This is a genomic window from Mesorhizobium sp. LHD-90, assembly GCF_030929505.1.
GTDB lineage: Bacteria > Pseudomonadota > Alphaproteobacteria > Rhizobiales > Rhizobiaceae > Kumtagia.
In genome coordinates this window covers 193,052-205,111 of the sequence record NZ_JAVFVV010000007.1, presented here as the reverse complement: position 1 = coordinate 205,111, position 12,060 = coordinate 193,052, and the positions used below count along the sequence as shown (strand labels likewise).

The following is a 12,060-nucleotide window of genomic DNA, read 5'->3' as shown; positions in this document are numbered from 1 at the left end:
GATTATTCCAGGAAGGATTTGCTGGTGCTGCAAGTTTCGAGTCGAACCCGGCGTCTACATCCGGGCCCGACACAACATACGCGCGAAGGACCCTACTCCTTCACCGCACCGGTCATCGACGACACATAGTGCTCGACGAAGAACGAGTACAAGATCACCACGGGCAGCGAGCCGATCAGCGCGCCGGCCATCAGCGCGCCCCATTCATAGACGTCGGAGCGCACCAGCTCGGTCAACACGCCGACCGGCACAGTCTTGTTCTCCGACGACTGAATGAAGGTCAGCGCGTAGATGAACTCGTTCCACGACAGGGTGAAGGCGAAGATGCCCGCCGAGATCAGGCCGGGCACCGACAGCGGCAGGACGATCTTGGTGAGAATCTGCCAGCGGCTGGCGCCGTCGATCAGCGCACATTCCTCCAGCTCGAACGGGATGGAGCGGAAATAGCCCATCAGCAACCAGGTACAGAACGGCACCAGGAAGGTCGGATAGGTGAGAATCAGCGCGAAGGGCGTGTCGTAGAGGCCGAGGTTGAACACCATCACCGACAGCGGGATGAACAGGATCGACGGCGGCACGAGATAGGCGAGGAAGATCGCCAGGCCGGTCTGGCGCGAGCCGGAAAAACGCAGCCGCTCGATCGCATAGGCGGCGAAGACAGAGGCCAGCAGCGACAGGAAAGTCGAGGCCGTGGAAATCAGGATCGTGTTCCACAACCAGCCCGGATAGGAAGTCTGGAACAAGAGGTAGTGTATGTGTTCCAGCGTCGGGTTGACTACCCAGAACGGGCTGAAGTCGTTGAAGTTGGTCATCTCCTCGTTCGGCTTCACCGCCGTGACTGCCATCCAATAGAACGGGAAGAGCAGCACGATGACGAAGATCAGCAGCGGCAGATAGATGGTGACGACCCTGCGCGGCACGCTTTGCAGGTAACCCATGCCGCCTTCGTCGCCGGCGACCGTGTTGCGGGTTTCGGTGATTGCCATGTCAGTCGCCTCCGCCCTGCTGCCACTTTCGCCGCTGCAGGCCGAAATAGCTGAACAGGATCGCCGCCAGCAGGAACGGGATCATCGCCACCGCGATCGCCGCGCCCTCGCCCAGTTGCCCGCCGGAAATGCCGCGCTGGAAGGAAAGGGTCGCCATCAGGTGCGTGGCGTTCACCGGTCCGCCGCGCGTCAGCACATAGATCAACTGGAAGTCGGTGAAGGTGAACAGCACCGAAAACGTCATGGTGATGGCGATGATCGGGGTGAGCAGCGGCAGCGTCACATAGCGGAACAGTTGCCAGCGCCCGGCGCCATCGAGTGTGGCCGCTTCGTAGAGCGACTGTGGGATGGTCTGCAGGCCGGCGAGCAGCGTGATCGCCACGAAGGGGATGCCGCGCCAGACATTGGCTGCGATCACCGATGCGCGCGCGTTCGTGGGGTCGCCGAGGAAATTGATGCGGTGGTCGATCAGCCCCAACTCCATCAAGGCCCAGGAGATGATGGAGAATTGCGAATCGAATATCCACCAGAAGGCGATGGCCGACAGCACCGTCGGCACCACCCAGGGCAGCAGCACGATGGCCCGGAAGAACGATTTCAGCGGCAGATTCTCGTTCAGGATCAAGGCCAGCCACAGGCCGAGCACGAATTTCAGGATCGAGGCTGATATCGTGTAGAGCAGCGTGTTGAACACCGAGAGCCAGAAGATGGAATCGTCCCAGAGATACTGGTAATTCTCCAGGCCGATGAAGATGCCCGCCCGCCCGACCCGCGTGTCGGTGAAGCCGAGCCACACGCCCAGCCCCAGCGGATAGGTGAGGAAGACCAGCAGCAGAACCGCCGACGGCAGCATGAACCATGCGCTGAGGAAGCCGCGGCTTTCGGTCAGGCTCGACAGGACCGACGCACGCGGCGCTTCGGAGGTGGTGATCGATGCCATTCAGCTTATCCTCGACAGGCGGATATGCCCCCTCCACCACGCTTCGCGTGGTCCCCCTCCCCCGCTTCGCAGGGGAAGAACCGGCGGCGACGCCGGCACGCCCTGGATCCTCCCCCGTTTACGGGGGGCCGAAGGAAGACCGCCGAAGGCGGTGGAGGGGGCGTCGACGTTGCGCTACACCCGATAATACCGGTTCGCCCGCTTCTCGGCCTCTTTCACCGCATCCTCCGGTGTCGCCTGCCCGGTCACCGCCTTGGCATACATGTCGACCAGCACATAGTCGGCCATGGTCGCCGCCGAGGCATAACCCAGCGGGCCGGCGTAACCGTTCGGCCGCAGCGTCTCCGACGCCCTGGAATAGGCTGCCGCGTTCGGGTCGGATGTCCACACCGGGTTGTCGGCAAAGCCCTTCAACGTCTGGCAGCAGTAGCCGAGCGACTTCTCGATCCAGTTGGCCATCTGCTCCTGCTCGAACATGAACTGCAAATAGGCCTTCGCGGCGTTCGGATAGGGCGTGTAGTTGAAGATCACCGCCACCGTCGTCTGGTGCAGTTCGATCGACTGGCCGACCGGGCCGACCGGCAGGTTGGTGGTACGGATGTCCTTGGCGATCTCGGCCAGCTTCGGATCGTTGTCCTTGTTGATCTGCGCGGTCCGGTAGGCCGAGATGCCGTTGGCGATGACGCCGAGTTCGCCGGCCAGGAAGGCGCGGTTGTTGTTGACGTCGAGCCAGCTCTCGGTGCCGGGGATGAAGGTCTTGTAGAGTTCCATCGCATATTCGATGGACTTCATCGTCTCCGGGCTGTTGATGGCGACCTTGCCTTGTTCGTCGACCATCTTGCCGCCATGGCTCCACAGCAGCCAGTGGGCGTAGTTGTTGCCGTCACCGACGCCGTGGCCATGAGTGAAGCCGGCCGGATGACCGTTCTTCTGCAGCGCCTTGCAGAGTTCGAGGAAGCCCGCTGTATCCTTCGGGAACTCGGAGAAGCCAGCCTCCTTGACCCAGGAGTCGCGATAGACGATGGCGTTGCCGATGCAGGCCACCGGCAGGCCGATGAACTTGCCCTCGCGCGTGGCGTAGCCCTTCGGGCCGTCGTACCAGCCGCCATACTTGTTGCCGAGATAGTCGCCGAGGTCGGTGACATCGAGCAGCTTGTCCGGATACTGGTGCGCGTCGTCGAACCAGACGAGCATCAGGTCGGGACCGGAACCGACATTGGCGGCTACCGCGGCCTTCGGACGGATGTCCTCCCAGCTTTCCTTGTCGACGCGCACCTGGACACCGGTGGCGTCGGCGAACTTCTTGGTGTTGGCGAGCCAGGAATCCTCGTCCCCCTGGACGAAGGGCGACCAGCGCAACAGGCGCAGGGAGGCGCCCTGCTCGGGCGTGTATTTCGGCGCGTCCTGGGCGAAGGCCGGCCGGCCCAGGAATTGGCTGCCGACGATACCGGCGGCAGCGCCGGCGCCGGTGCGGATCACGTCACGTCTGGTGAATTTCATCGTCCCTTCCTCCTTGGTGCGTTCTTGTCGTTTCTTCCCGCGGTCCGCCGGGATCAGGCCGCCAGCCTGTGTCCCGTCTCGCCGTTGAAAAGATGGATCAGGTCGGCCGAAAGCCGCACGGTCTGGCCGGGCTCGAAATCGTGCCGGTCGCGGAAATTGGCGACCACGTCCTCGCCGCCGGGCGTGCGCCCGATGATCTGCACTTCCGCCCCGGTCGGTTCGACGACGCTGATGGTGACGGGAAAACCGCTGTCGGAGAGTTTCAGGTGCTCGGGCCTGATGCCGAGCACGACCTGCGTGCCGTTGGCCGCACTCCGCGCGCCGTTGAGCGGCACCGATATGCCGCCGGCGCCCTGGAAGGCGGGCGCGCCCTCGCCACCGATGCTGCCTTTCAGCAAGTTCATCGCCGGCGAGCCGATGAAGCTGGCGACGAACAGGTTGTTCGGCCGGTCGTAGAGTTCCAGCGGCTTGCCGATCTGCTCGACGATGCCGTCATGCATGACCACGATCTTGTCGGCCATGGTCATCGCCTCGATCTGGTCGTGGGTGACGTAGATCGTCGTGGTCTTCAGGCGCTGGTGCAGTTCCTTGATCTCGGCGCGCATCTGCACCCTGAGCTTTGCGTCGAGGTTCGACAGCGGCTCGTCGAACAGGAACACCTGCGGGTTGCGCACGATGGCGCGGCCCATGGCGACGCGCTGGCGCTGGCCGCCGGAGAGCTGGCGCGGAAAACGGTCGAGCAGCGGCGTCAGGCTCAGGATCTCGGCGGCGCGGTTCACCCGCTGGTCGCTCTCGGCCTTCGCCACATTCTTCAGCATCAGCGAGAACGCCATGTTCTGGCGAACGGTCATGTGCGGGTAGAGCGCGTAGTTCTGGAACACCATGGCGATGTCGCGCTCCTTCGGCGCGACGGTGTTGACCACGCGGTTAGCGATCGCGATCTCGCCGCGCGAGATGCCTTCCAGCCCGGCGATCATCCTGAGCAGCGTCGACTTTCCGCAACCCGACGGCCCGACCAGCGTCACGAACTCACCGTCCTCGATGTCGATGCTGACACCGTGGAGGATCTCGACCGATCCAAAGGACTTGAAGACATCGCGGATCGCGACGGACGCCATAGGCACCTCCCGAACGGTGTTTTTGACGCCCTTCGAGAGGCGCGCTTGCCTGCCTGCGCGCTTCCGGTCTCCTCCCGCAAACCCGCAACGGAAATGTTAGCGCTACCACTACGTCCTGTAAAGTGCGATGCATCCGCCGGCATCACAGCCTTTCGTCTTAGAGCCTGCCCCGTGGGGCCGCCGGGCCACCATCGCCGCAACCGACATGCTCGAACATCTCGTCCACAGTTCGGGGAAAACCAGCACTTTCGTGCGGATGGACAGTCCTGCGCGCGTCGGTTAGGCCTTGCGGAACCGCAGCGGAGGCTCTCATGGCGCTTATCATCGAAGGCGAGGAAACCATTGCCGCCCCGATCGGCAAGGTCTGGGAAGCTCTCAACGATCCGGCTGTGCTGAAGGAATGCATTCCCGGCTGCCAGAGCCTCGAGAAAAAGTCCGATACCGAACTGGCCGCCACCGTGGTACTGAAAATAGGCCCGATCAAGGCCACTTTCGCCGGCGAGGTGACGCTCAAGAACCTGAATCCGCCAAACTCCTATACGATCGCGGGGGAAGGCAAGGGCGGCATCGCCGGCTTCGCCAAGGGTGGCGCCGACGTCAAGCTCACCGAGACCGGACCGAACCAGACCGTGCTGAAATACGAGGCCAAGGCCGATGTCGGCGGCAAGATCGCCCAGCTCGGCAGCCGGCTGATCAGCTCGACCTCGAAAAAGCTCGCCGGCGAATTTTTCTCGACTTTTGGGGAGAAGGTGAGCGCGTCGTAAGACAGTTCGGGCTCGATCGATCGTGTCGACAGGGTCGTTCGAACAATCGGCTGGCGAGCCCGGACGATCTTGACAGCTAAACGGCCACGCGGCTGTTGATGTCATTCGCTTTTTTCAGGGGGCCGTAGTGAGGAAGCTTGTCTCATGTGGGTTCGGGCTTGTCCTCCTGGCAGTGACGGGCTGCGTCAGCGCAGAGGATCAGCAAGCTGCCGATCGCGACAAATGCAGCGGCTTCGGCTTCCAGCAGGGCACGGATGCCTTCGCAAGTTGCATGATGAACCTGTCCGAACAGCGGGACCAGAAAGCGGACGACGACCGCTACGAGCGGGAGCGCAACAAGGCCCTCAGCATTCAGCGCCGGGGAGACGACCGCTACCCCGTCTGCGGTGCCGCGGATACCGACAACGATCTCGACGTCGCGACGGGCAACTGGTTCGGTCCGAACTGTCAGATGAAATCAGACTGACGGCCCGGACGGCGAGCATGTCATTGCACTAGACGCTGCCGCCCTCTTCCGTTGTCATTCGAAGACGATCGCCGGCGTCGCGGCAGCCGCTCCCGCCTGCTCTTCCTTCAGCCGTTCCAAAACCCTGGCCGCGATATCACGATAGATCTTCGCCTGCGGGCCATCGGGCTCGGATACGACGATCGGCGCGCCGGCGTCCGAGCTTTCACGGATGACCATCTCCAGCGGCACCTCGCCGAGGAAAGCGACGCCGAGGCGCTCGGCCTCCTTCCTCGCGCCGCCGTGGCCGAAGATGTCGTAGCGCTTGCCCGTGTCGGGGGCGAGGAAATAGCTCATGTTCTCGACGATGCCGAGCAGCGGCACGTCGACTTTCTTGAACATGTTCAACCCCTTGCGGGCGTCGATCAGAGCCAGATCCTGCGGCGTCGAGACGATGACCGCGCCCGCCAGCGGCACCTGCTGGGCCATGGTGAGCTGGGCATCGCCGGTTCCGGGCGGCATGTCGACCACCAGCACGTCGAGCTTGCCCCACTCGACCTCGCGCAGCATCTGCGTCAGCGCTGACATCACCATCGGGCCGCGCCAGATCATCGGCGTCTCCTCGTCGACGAGAAAACCCATGGACATCAGCTTGAGGCCGAAATTCTCCATCGGAATCAGCACCTTGCCGTCTATGGTCTTCGGCCGGCCGTGGACATTCATCAGTCGCGGCACCGACGGGCCGTAGATGTCGGCGTCGAGCAGCCCGACCTTCAGCCCGTTGGCGGCCAGCCCGAGCGCCAGGTTGACGGCGGTCGTCGACTTGCCCACGCCGCCCTTGCCGGAGGCGACGGCGATGATGGCGTCAATGCCCGGCACGCCGCGTTTTCCGGAACCGTGCGAGGCCGGCGCCTTCGGCGGCGCGGGCCTGGGGGGCGGGGCCGCGCGCTGCGCGGGAGCCGCGGGAGGCGGTGACGGCCGCCTGACCGGCTGCTCCATGCCGCCGCCCTTCTTCTCGGCCGTCAGCGCCACCACCGCGCCGGCGACGCCCGGGATCGACTTCACCGCCCGCTCGGCGGCGGCCCGCAGCGGTTCAAGCTCCTGGGCGCGGGCGGCCGGCACGGTGATCGAGAAGAACACTTTTGCGTCGGCGATGAAAATCTCCGAGACCAGGCCGAGCGAGACGATGTCGCCCTCGAAATCCGGACCCTTGATGGTCTTCAGCTTGTCGACGACGGCTTCGCGGGTGACGGACATGGTATTGGCCCTGCTTGTTGGTTGGGCACGAGATAATGCAGTTTCCGCCCAACACCAAGCCGGCAGCCCATTTCGGATGACGGAAGGAAAAATTCTCACGTCCGTGTCGGAACGACCGTCGCCAATCCGTCTTCATGGCAAGCGCAAGCTGCGACCGGCAGGGCGCCGGAAACCCGCATGGAGGAACCGTAATGCGATTCATAGCCTATCTGTCCTTCGACGGCCGCTGCCGCGAGGCATTCGAGTTCTACGCAAAGACCCTCGACGGCGAGATCGTCGACATGATCGCCCACGGCGACACACCGGCCGGCGAGCATGTATCGAAGGACTGGCAGGACAAGGTCATCAACGCCTACCTCAAGGTTGGCGAGGCCGAGCTGATGGGCGCGGACTCGCCGCCGGAGTTCGGCGACGCCGCGATGAAGGGCGTGTCGATCTCGATCCAGATCGACGACGAAAGCCGCGCCGAGCGCATCTTCAATGCCTTCTCCGATGGCGGCACGGTGACCATGCCGCTGGAGCAGACGTTCTGGGCCAAGAAATTCGGCATGGTGAAGGACCGCTACGGCACGTCCTGGATGATCAATTGCGCCGACGGACAGAAGTAGCCGAACGCGAGCACTGGAGATGACGATGAAAAAGCTCACGACATGCATGTGGTTCGAGAGGCGGGCCGAGGAAGCTGCGCGGTTCTACGCTTCGGTGTTCCGCAACGCCGAGATCGGCGAGATCGTCAAGGCGCCGGCCGGCGGCGAGCCCTACACCACGGAAGGACAGGTGTTGACCGCCGAGGTCAGCATCGAGGGCCACACCTTCGTCTGCCTCAATGGCGGCCCGCATCCGGAAGGCAAGCCGAACGACAGCGTCTCCTTCCAGATCCTGTGCAAGGACCAGGCGGAGGTCGACGAATACTGGAACAAGCTGGCGGCCGACGGCGGCAAGGAAGTGCAGTGCGGCTGGGTGAAGGACAGATACGGCTTTGCCTGGCAGATCGTGCCGGAGGCGCTGCCACGCCTGATGAAGGACCCAGACCGCGAGAAGGCGAAACGCGTCACCGCCGCGATGATGCAGATGGTGAAGCTGGACGTAGCCAGGCTGGAGGCGGCGGCCAAGGGGTGACCGGCTTTGTTTCGCCGGGCGCGGATGACGCATTCGGGAACGGACCGGCTGCACTGAAGATCGGCCGCGGGGAATTGAGTGGAGTTCGACTATCGGAAGGGATTATCGTCCTCCGGCCAGTCGGTCCGCATCGGACAGATAGATCTCCGAGCCTGTTTGGAAATGCGCCAGGGCGAGTCGAAAATGGCGTTCTTCGGGGTCGCGAAGCGACGAGCGGAGCGTACATGAGGTACGTGAGCACCGGGGCGCAGAAAAACGCCATTTGCGGACCGCCATCACGCATACTCCAAACAGGCTCTCAGCCGATTGGCATCCCTGACATAAGGCTGTCAGGGGACCGGTGATAACCATCCGTGCTGTCACTCATGGAGGAACGTCATGACCACTGCAGAGCTTGCCAAGGATTTCACCGATCTTCTCAAACAGGGCGATCACGATGGCGCCGCGGCGAAATACAACGCCGACAATGTCGTGAGCTACGAAGCCATGGACGGCCCGATGGCCGTTTGCGAGGGCAAGGAAGCAGTCAGGCAGAAGGGCGCCTGGTGGTTCGAGAATCACGAAGTTCATAGTGCTTCCGCCGAAGGGCCGTTCGTCAACGGCGACCAGTTCGCCGTCCGCTTCACCATGGACATCACGCCCAAGGCGACTGGCGAGCGCGTCACGATGGACGAGATCGGCCTCTATACGGTCAAGAACGGCAAGATCGTCGAGGAGCGGTTCTACTACTAGCGACCGGACTCTATCGCGCCCTTCAGGGAAGGCTGCCGATGCGCTACGCTTCCGGCGTATGTGCATTTTTGCGGCCGGCCTTCCATGATCGACAAGCTCGAATTCTTCATCGCGCTCGCCAAGGCGCAGCATTTCGGCCGGGCCGCCGAGGATCTCGGCATCACCCAGCCGACATTGTCGGCGGCGATCAAGCAGTTGGAGGACCAGCTCGGCGTCATGCTGGTCGTCCGCGGCTCGCGCTTCCAGGGGCTGACGCCGGAAGGCGAGCAGGTGCTTGTCTGGGCGCGCCGCATCGTCGGCGACGCCCGCACCATGCGCGAGGAAATGCGCGCCGCGCGTCACGGCCTGTCGGGCCGCATCCGCATCGCCGCCATCCCCACGGCGCTCGCCATGGTCCCACGTCTCACCACGCCGTTCCGGGAAAAGCACCCCGGCGTCAGCTTCTCGGTGCTGTCGCGCACCTCCATCGAGGTGTTGTCGCTGCTCGGCAATTTCGACATCGACGCCGGCATCACCTATCTCGACAACGAGCCGCTGGGTAACGTCGTCAGCGTGCCGCTCTATTCGGAGCGCTACCATTTGATCACCGCAGCCGGGAATCCGTACTCCGACCGGCAGCAGGTGACATGGGCGGAGGTCGCCAACCTGCCGCTCTGCCTGCTCACCCCCGACATGCAGAACCGCCGCATCATCGACCACCATGTCGGCGAGGCCGGCGGCGTGGCGCGGCCGACGCTCGAATCCAACTCAATGATCGTGCTGTTCTCCCACATCCGCACCGGAAAATGGTCGTCGATCATGCCGCTCAATCTCGCGGAGACTTTCGGCTTCGCCGAACCGATCCGGGCGATCCCAATCGTCGAGCCCGACGCAAGCCATCTTGTCGGGCTGATTGCCACGCGGCGGGAGCCGCACACCCCGCTGGTGGCGGCGGTGCTGAGCGAGGCGATGACGCTGGCGAGCAAATTCGGCACCGGCCGCTGAATTATCCTGACCTTCGACGCTTGATAGAAAAAACCTATCAAGCCACGAAGCGGCTTTATTGATTCACACGATTTTGTCTGGTTTCTAGGGCTCTTCGTGTCGGCTTGACGCGAAATGCCAATCAGGGAGGGCGCTGCATCATGGTGCAGCCAGCAAGTACCCAGGCTCCGCAGGACGTCGTGGCCAGGACGGCGGCGGTCATCGCGGACGCAAACGGACTGGAAGGTCCATTGCTGCCGATCCTGCACGGCATTCAGGAAGAATTCGGCTTCGTACCCAACGAATCGCTACCGGTGATCACCCAGGCGCTCAACATCTCAAAAGCCGAGGTGCACGGCGTCGTCACCTTCTACCACGACTATCGTCGGGCGCCGGCCGGCCGTCATGTGCTGAAGATCTGCCGCGCCGAAGCCTGCCAGTCGATGGGCTCGGACGCGGTCGCCGCGCGCATCCAGCAGCTTCTCGGCATCGGCTTCCACGAGACGGCGGCTGACGGCTCGGTGACGCTGGAGCCGGTCTATTGCCTCGGGCTCTGCGCCTGCGCGCCCGCGGCCATGCTCGATGGCGAGGTCATCGGCCGGCTCGACGCGGAAAAACTCGACGAGATCGTCGCGGAGGTACGGTCGTGACGGCAGTCATCTACATCCCCGACGATTCCGGTGCGCTGGCGCTCGGTGCCGACAGGGTCGCCAGGGTAGTCCAAGCCGGGCTTTCCGCGCGTGGGCTGGACGCCAAAATCGTGCGCAATGGCTCGCGCGGTGCCTATTTTCTCGAACCGATGGTGGAGGTGGAAACCACCGAAGGTCGCTTCGCCTACGGCCCGGTATCGGCCAAGGACGTGCCGTCGCTGTTCGATGCGGATTTCCTGACCGGCGGCGCGCACAGACTGGCGCTCGGCGATCCCGAAAAGATCCCGTTCTTCGCGAAACAGACCCGCCTCACCTTCGCGCGCTGCGGCATCACCGATCCGCTGTCGCTGGACGACTACCGCAGACATGGCGGCCTCGCCGGCCTGGAAAAGGCTGTGGCGATGGCGCCCGCCGACATCGTCAAGACCGTCACCGAGTCCGGCCTGCGTGGGCGCGGCGGCGCCGGTTTTCCGACCGGCATCAAGTGGAACACGGTGCTCAACGCCACTGCCGACCGCAAATACATCGTCTGCAACGCCGACGAGGGTGATTCCGCCACCTTCGCCGACCGCATGATCATGGAGGGCGACCCCTTCGTGCTCATCGAGGGCATGGCGATCGCCGGCATCGCCACCGGCGCGACAAAAGGTTTCGTCTATATCCGCTCCGAATATCCGCACGCGGTCGACAAGATGCGCCGCGCCATCGAGATCGCGCGCCGCGCCGGCGTGCTCGGCACGGCGGTGCTCGGTTCGCACAATGCCTTCGACATGGAGGTGCGCGTTGGCGCCGGCGCCTATGTCTGCGGCGAGGAGACCTCGCTGCTGAACAGCCTCGAAGGCAAGCGCGGCGTGGTGCGGGCAAAACCGCCGCTGCCGGCAATCCAAGGTCTGTTCGGCAGGCCGACCGTCATCAACAACGTCATCTCGCTGGCCTCCGTGCCTATCATCCTCGACAAGGGGCCTACCTTCTACAAGGATTTCGGCATGGGCCGCTCGCGCGGCACGATCCCGATCCAGATCGCCGGCAACGTCAAATACGGCGGCCTGTTCGAGACGGCGTTCGGCCTGACGCTGGGCGAGATCGTCGACGACATCGGCGGCGGCACGGCAACCGGCCGGCCGGTGAAGGCCGTGCAGGTCGGCGGCCCGCTCGGCGCCTATTTCCCACGGAACCTGTTCGACACGCCGTTCGACTACGAGGCCTTCGCGGCCAAGGACGGGCTGATCGGGCACGCCGGCATCACCGTCTTCGACGACAGCGCCGACATGCTGAAGATGGCGCGCTTCGCCATGGAGTTCTGCGCCATCGAGTCCTGCGGAAAATGCACCCCCTGCCGCATCGGCTCGACGCGCGGCGTCGAGACCATCGACAAGATCGCTTCCGGCATCGAGCCGCAGAAAAATATCGAGCTGGTCACCGACCTCTGCAACACGATGAAGTTCGGCTCGCTCTGCGCGCTCGGCGGCTTCACGCCCTATCCGGTGATGAGCGCGATCAATCATTTTCCCGAAGACTTCAAGCCGCATCCGGTCAGGGAGGCGGCGGAATGATGACGCGCGCAACCTCTCCCTCCCCCTTGAGGG

Annotated in this window: 13 protein-coding genes; 8 read left to right on the top strand and 5 right to left on the bottom strand. The window is 63.8% G+C overall.

Translation table 11 applies throughout. The annotated features are described in order from the left end of the window. Positions 1-92 precede the first annotated feature (92 nt). The 4 genes from RB623_RS12080 to RB623_RS12065 form a co-directional block, all read right to left on the bottom strand. Positions 93-986: a carbohydrate ABC transporter permease gene (locus tag RB623_RS12080; RefSeq protein WP_308057063.1), complete on the bottom strand. Its 894-nt coding sequence runs from the start codon at positions 984-986 to the stop codon at positions 93-95. Position 987: 1 nt separating this feature from the next. Continuing rightward, positions 988-1,926: a sugar ABC transporter permease gene (locus tag RB623_RS12075; protein ID WP_308057062.1), complete on the bottom strand. Its 939-nt coding sequence runs from the start codon at positions 1,924-1,926 to the stop codon at positions 988-990. 174 nt (positions 1,927-2,100) lie between these two features. After that, positions 2,101-3,426 (bottom strand): ABC transporter substrate-binding protein, encoded by a 1,326-nt coding sequence (locus RB623_RS12070; RefSeq protein WP_308057061.1) that lies wholly within the window; start codon positions 3,424-3,426, stop codon positions 2,101-2,103. 53 nt (positions 3,427-3,479) lie between these two features. After that, positions 3,480-4,544, bottom strand: coding sequence for a sn-glycerol-3-phosphate ABC transporter ATP-binding protein UgpC (locus RB623_RS12065; protein ID WP_308057060.1), 1,065 nt, complete (start codon positions 4,542-4,544; stop codon positions 3,480-3,482). A 311-nt stretch (positions 4,545-4,855) separates the two neighbouring features. Between RB623_RS12065 and RB623_RS12060 the strand changes: the two genes are divergently transcribed. After that, positions 4,856-5,308 carry a carbon monoxide dehydrogenase subunit G gene (locus tag RB623_RS12060; RefSeq protein WP_308057059.1) on the top strand — a complete coding sequence of 151 codons (453 nt, stop codon included), beginning with the start codon at positions 4,856-4,858 and terminating at the stop codon, positions 5,306-5,308. 127 nt (positions 5,309-5,435) lie between these two features. Then, positions 5,436-5,774 carry a hypothetical protein gene (locus RB623_RS12055; protein ID WP_308057058.1) on the top strand — a complete coding sequence of 113 codons (339 nt, stop codon included), beginning with the start codon at positions 5,436-5,438 and terminating at the stop codon, positions 5,772-5,774. 54 nt (positions 5,775-5,828) lie between these two features. Here RB623_RS12055 and RB623_RS12050 read toward each other — a convergent pair whose 3' ends face one another. Next, complete coding sequence (locus tag RB623_RS12050) at positions 5,829-7,010, bottom strand: Mrp/NBP35 family ATP-binding protein (RefSeq protein WP_308057057.1); 1,182 nt, start codon at positions 7,008-7,010, stop codon at positions 5,829-5,831. A gap of 191 nt (positions 7,011-7,201) precedes the next feature. On the opposite strand from RB623_RS12050, the gene RB623_RS12045 reads away from it, so the two are divergent. From RB623_RS12045 to RB623_RS12020, 6 genes are all read left to right on the top strand, one after another. Beyond that, positions 7,202-7,618 carry a VOC family protein gene (locus RB623_RS12045; RefSeq protein ID WP_308057056.1) on the top strand — a complete coding sequence of 139 codons (417 nt, stop codon included), beginning with the start codon at positions 7,202-7,204 and terminating at the stop codon, positions 7,616-7,618. Between the two features lie 25 nt (positions 7,619-7,643). Continuing rightward, positions 7,644-8,129, top strand: a complete 486-nt coding sequence (locus RB623_RS12040) for a VOC family protein (protein ID WP_308057055.1) — start codon at positions 7,644-7,646, stop codon at positions 8,127-8,129. 378 nt (positions 8,130-8,507) lie between these two features. Beyond that, on the top strand, positions 8,508-8,861 hold the full coding sequence (locus RB623_RS12035) for a nuclear transport factor 2 family protein (RefSeq protein WP_308057054.1): 354 nt from the start codon (positions 8,508-8,510) through the stop codon (positions 8,859-8,861). 84 nt (positions 8,862-8,945) lie between these two features. Beyond that, the gene (locus RB623_RS12030; RefSeq protein ID WP_308057053.1) at positions 8,946-9,845 is read left to right on the top strand and encodes a LysR family transcriptional regulator; all 900 of its coding nucleotides are present in this window, start codon (positions 8,946-8,948) and stop codon (positions 9,843-9,845) included. Between the two features lie 140 nt (positions 9,846-9,985). Further along, entirely contained in the window at positions 9,986-10,474 is a 489-nt protein-coding gene (locus RB623_RS12025; RefSeq protein ID WP_308057052.1) for a formate dehydrogenase subunit gamma, read from the top strand. Further along, positions 10,471-12,027, top strand: a complete 1,557-nt coding sequence (locus RB623_RS12020) for an NADH-quinone oxidoreductase subunit NuoF (RefSeq protein WP_308057051.1) — start codon at positions 10,471-10,473, stop codon at positions 12,025-12,027. The genes RB623_RS12025 and RB623_RS12020 overlap by 4 nt, the downstream gene beginning before the upstream one ends. Positions 12,028-12,060 lie beyond the last annotated feature (33 nt).